A 5,003-nucleotide genomic window follows, 5' to 3' on the forward strand; every position below is an offset into this window, starting at 1 on the left:
GGATCCACACCGGCCACATCCACCGCGGCCAACCGCTCCGCCTGCGCCCGCAACGCACCCGCACTCTTACCCGACAACACCCACGGCACCACCGGGAGATTCGAACGCTCACCCTCCCCCGCCACACCCTCACCCTCGAGGACCGGAGCCTGCTCCACGATCACATGCGCATTCGTCCCACTGAAACCGAACGACGACACACCCGCACGCCGAGGACGGTTCGTCTCGGGCCAGGCGGTCCGCTCCGTGAGCAGTGCCACCGCGCCCGACTCCCAGTCCACATGGGGCGACGGGTCGTCCACGTGCAGGGTCTGCGGGACCACGCCCCGCTGCATGGCAAGCACCATCTTGATCACACCGGCCACACCGGCCGCGGCCTGGGTGTGCCCGATGTTCGACTTGACCGAGCCGAGCAGCAGCGGCCGGTCCTCCGGGCGGTCCTGGCCGTAGGTGGCCAGCAGCGCCTGCGCCTCGATCGGGTCACCCAGCGACGTACCCGTCCCGTGCGCCTCCACCACGTCGACCTGGTCCGCGGAGAGCCTGGCGTTGGCCAGGGCCTGGCGGATGACGCGCTGCTGGGCAGGTCCGTTCGGGGCGGTGAGGCCGTTGCTCGCGCCGTCCTGGTTGACGGCCGAGCCCCGGACGACGGCCAGGACCGGGTGCCCGTTGCGGCGGGCGTCGGAGAGCCGCTCCAGCAGCAGGATGCCGACCCCCTCGGCCGGGCCGAATCCGTCGGCTCCTGCCGCGAAGGCCTTGCAACGGCCGTCCCGGGACAGTCCGCGCTGCTTGGTGAACTCCACGAAGAGCCCGGGGGTGGACATCACGTGCACACCGCCCGCGACGGCGAGCGAACACTCCCCGGCGCGCAGTGCCTGCACGGCGAGGTGCAGGGCGACGAGGGAGGCGGAGCAGGCGGTGTCGACGGTGACCGCCGGCCCCTCCAGGCCGAAGGTGTACGAGATGCGACCGGACAAAACGCTGGAAGCGTTGCCGGTGCCGAGGTGGCCGGCGTAGTCCTCGGGCGCCTCCAGCAGCGGGGTGAGGTAGTCGGATCCGTTCATGCCGACGAAGACGCCGGACTGGCTGCCGCGCAGGCCGTGCGGGTCGATCCCGGCGCGCTCGAAGGCTTCCCACGTGGTCTCCAGCAACAGGCGCTGCTGCGGGTCCATGGCCATGGCCTCGCGCGGAGAGATCCCGAAGAAGTCGGCGTCGAAGGCGGAGGCGCCCGTCAGGAAGCCGCCCTCGCGCGTGTGCGAGGTGCCCTGCTCGTCCGGGTCGTCGGAGAAGAGGTGGTCAAGGTCCCAGCCCCGGTCCGTGGGGAACGCGGTGAGGGCGTCGCCGCCGCAGGACAGAAGCTCCCAGAGTTCCTCGGGGGTGCCGACACCTCCTGGGAAGCGGCAGCTCATGGCCGTGATGGCAATCGGCTCGTGGGACTGGCTCTCGATGTCGCGCAGACGTCCGTACGCCTCGTCGAGATCCGTCGTGACCTTCTTGAGGTATTCGCGGAGCTTTGCTTCGTTCGCCACTGGCGCTTCACCTATTCGCGTGGTCGAGACCGTGGAGGGACTCAAGGGACTTCAAGGAGTTCGGGGCGGAGCATGCGGTGCAGGTCATTCGGGACGGATCAGGGGAGCCCGAGGATATTTGAGGAATTCCGGCGAGCCGGAGACCGTACCGCCGGAACAGGGGTCCCGGCGGTACGGCCTGGGGGCGGCTGGGGTTCAGCTCTGTCCGAACTTCTTGTCGATGAGCGCGAAGAGTTCGTCGTCGCTCGCGTCCTCGATCTCACCGGCCGTGTTCTCGTCCGTCGAGCGGGCGTCGTTCCACTGGGCGAGCAGGGTCTGGAGGCGTACCGCGACGCGTGCGTGGGCCGCGTCGTCGTCGGCCGCGGCGGCCAGTTCCGCCGGGTCCAGCGAGGAGAACACGCTCTCCAGCCGGTCGATTTCCTCCAGTACGGACACGGTCCGTCCTGCGGAGCCGTCCGGTGCGACCTCGCTCAGCAGGTGCCGGGCGAGGGCGGCCGTGGTCGGGTGGTCGTAGATCAGCGTCGCGGGCAGCCGGAGCCCGGCTGCCGCGCCGAGCCGGTTGCGCAGCTCGACCGCGGTGAGCGAGTCGAAGCCCAGGTCCTTGAAGGCCTGCTCCTCTCCGACGTGTTCCACCGACCGGTATCCGAGGACACCGGCCACCTGGCCGCGGACGAGGTCCCGTACGGTCCGCTCCTGCTCGGCGGCCGACAGCTCGGCCAACCGCTGGGCCAGGGTCTCCCCCGCCGCCGCGGTGGAGCCGGGCGCCGCCGTCTCCGCCGCCGTGGTGCCCGGAGCCCCGGCCTGGCCGACCGCCCGGCGCGGCCGCGCCGGGGTGCGGACCAGGCCGCGGAAGACGGGGAGGATCCCTCCGTCCGCCGCCCGCGCCCGCAGGGTCGGGAGGTCGACCGCGACCGGCAGCAGGACCGGCTCGTCCTGGACCGAGAGGGCCAGATCGAACAGCGCCAGGCCGTCCTGCGCCGACAGTGGTGCGACGCCGCCGCGGGCGGCCCGTTCGCGCTCCGCGCCGGTGAGGCGGCCCGCCATGCCGCGTTCCTCTGCCCACATGCCCCAGGCCAGGGAGAGCGCGGTGAGACCGCGGGCCCGCCGGTGCTGCGCGAGGGCGTCGAGGAAGACGTTCGCCGCGCCGTAGTTGGCCTGACCGGCGCCACCGAGGGTGCCGGCGGCCGCGGAGAACATGACGAACGCCGACAGGTCGAGGTCCCTGGTCAGTTCGTGCAGGTGGAGGGCGCCGTCGACCTTCGGCCGCAGGACCCGGTCAACGCGCTCCGGGGTGAGCAGGTCCACGACGCCGTCGTCGAGGACCGCTGCCGTGTGGACGACCGCCGTCAGCGGGCGCTCGGCCGGTACGGACGCCAGGACCGCGGCCAGCGCGTCCCGGTCGGCCACGTCGCACGCCGCCCAGGTGACCTCTGCCCCCGACTGCACCAACTGCGCGGTGAGTTCGGCCGCGGACTCGGTGCCGCCGCCCGCACGGCCGGTGAGCAGGAGGTGCCGCACCCCGTGTTCGGCGACCAGGTGCCGGGCCAGGAGACCCGCCAGGCCGCCACCGGCTCCGGTGATCAGTACGGTGCCGTCGGTGTCGAGCCGGGCCGCTCCGGCCGGGGCCGGGTCGGCCTCCATCCGGGCGAGGCGCGGCGCGTACAGCACCCCGCCGCGCACGGCCAGTTCGGGCTCATCGGAGCAGAGGGCGCCCGCCAGGACCCGGCCGGAGGGGTCGGCGTCGTCGAGGTCGACGAGCACGAACCGGTCGGGGTGCTCGGTCTGCGCGGAGCGCAGCAGCCCCCACACCGGGGTGCTTGCCAGGTCCCCCGGTTCGGGATCCGCGTGGGCGGCCACCGCACCGCGGGTGACGACGGCGAGCCGCGCACCGGCGAAGCGACCGTTGTCCAGCCAGCCCTGCACCAGCGCGAGCGCACGGTGCGTCATGTCTTTCACCGCACGGGCAAGGTCGGCGGTGGCCTCCCCGCCCCCGGTCGACTTCCCGCCCCCGGTGGGTGTCAGGAGCGGTACGACCACGGTGTCGGGCAGTGGCTGCCGGCCGGCGCCGACGGCCGCGTCCAGGGCGGCGAGGTCGTCGTACGCAGTGAGGGGAGCACCGGCGGTGAGGGCGGTGGTGATGCTGCCGGTGGTGTCGCCGACGACCACCAGGTCCGCGGCCGCGGAGCGGGCGGGGACCGGCGTGCGCACCCAGTCCAGGCGGAACAGCGAGTCGTGGACGCCATCGGCCGCGGGGACCGCGGCGAACCGATCGATGTCCAGCTCCCGCATCACAAGGGCGCCGATGGAGGCGAGGGGCGCGCCCTGCCCGTCGGCCAGGGCGACGGACACGGTGTCCGCACCGGCGGTCGTGATCCGCAGGCGCAGCGCGTCCGCTCCGGTCGCGTGCAGCCGGATCCCGCGCCAGGCGGCCGGCTCCCGGCCGACCGTGCCGGTGGCGCCCAGCGCCTGTCCGACGGCGTCGAGCAGCGCGGGATGCAGGGCGAACCCATTCGCCGCGGCGCCGAGTTCGTCCGCGAGGCGGGCCTGCGCGAAGACCTCGTCGCCGCGCACCCAGACCCCGTCCAAGACCTTGAGCGCCGGGCCGTGGTAGAGCCCGGCGGCCATGAGCCGGTCGTACACCTCCTCGGTGGCGACCTCCTCGGCCCCGACGGGCGGCCATGCGGTGCCGCTCTCGGCGAAGCCACCGAAATCGGCAGAGTCGGTGGTCACGCCCATTGCGTCGTGCTCGCCGTCGGCCAGGAATCCGGTGGCGTGCCGGGACCAGGCGCCCGCGTCCGGGGCATCCGTGCCGGGCTGCTCCGAGCGGCTGTGCACCTGCACCGTGCGGCGGCCTTCGCCGTCCGCTCCGCCGACGGTGACCCGCAGTTGGACGGCCCCGGTCTCGGGGAGCACCAGGGGCGCCTCGGCCATCAGCTCGGCGATCCGGTCGCAGCCGGCCGCCTCCGCGGCCCGCAGGGCGAGTTCGACGAGGGCCCCGCCGGGCACGACCACGGAGTCGGCCACGACGTGCTCGGCCAGCCACGGGTGCGTACGGCGGGACAGCCGGCCGGTGAACAGGAACCCGCCCGTGTCCGGCAGTTCGACCGCCGCTCCGAGCAACGGGTGCCCGGCCGGCTGGATCCCGAGGGAGGCGGCGTCCTCCAGCGGGGCGAAGGCATCGACCCAGTAGCGCTCGCGCTGGAACGCGTACGTGGGCAGGTCGACGCGCTGGGCGCCGGTCTCCGCGTAGGGGGCAGCCCAGTCGACGGTGACACCCCGGACGTGGACCCGGCCGAGGGCGGCGAGCAACGCCTGCGCCTCGGGGCGGCCCGCGCGCAGGGCGGGGACGAAAACAGTGTCCTCGGCGGTGGTGCAGTCCTGTCCGAGGGCGGACAGGACACCGTCGGGGCCGAGTTCGACGTACGTCGTCACGCCCGCGGCCTCCAGGGCGCCGATCCCGTCGGCGAAGCGCACGGC

Annotated in this window: 2 protein-coding genes; both read right to left on the minus strand. The window is 73.7% G+C overall.

Annotated features, from left to right (window positions below; genetic code table 11):
• The coding region (locus ABZY31_RS31060; protein ID WP_356417007.1) for a beta-ketoacyl synthase N-terminal-like domain-containing protein at window positions 1-1,526 on the minus strand (1,526 nt) is incomplete at its 3' end.
• A gap of 195 nt (window positions 1,527-1,721) precedes the next feature.
• On the minus strand, window positions 1,722-5,003 hold a 3,282-nt coding region (locus ABZY31_RS31065), incomplete at its 5' end, for an SDR family NAD(P)-dependent oxidoreductase (RefSeq protein WP_356417009.1).

Source organism: Streptomyces sp. NPDC006529 (genome assembly GCF_040611795.1).
In the GTDB taxonomy this organism is placed as follows: domain Bacteria; phylum Actinomycetota; class Actinomycetes; order Streptomycetales; family Streptomycetaceae; genus Streptomyces.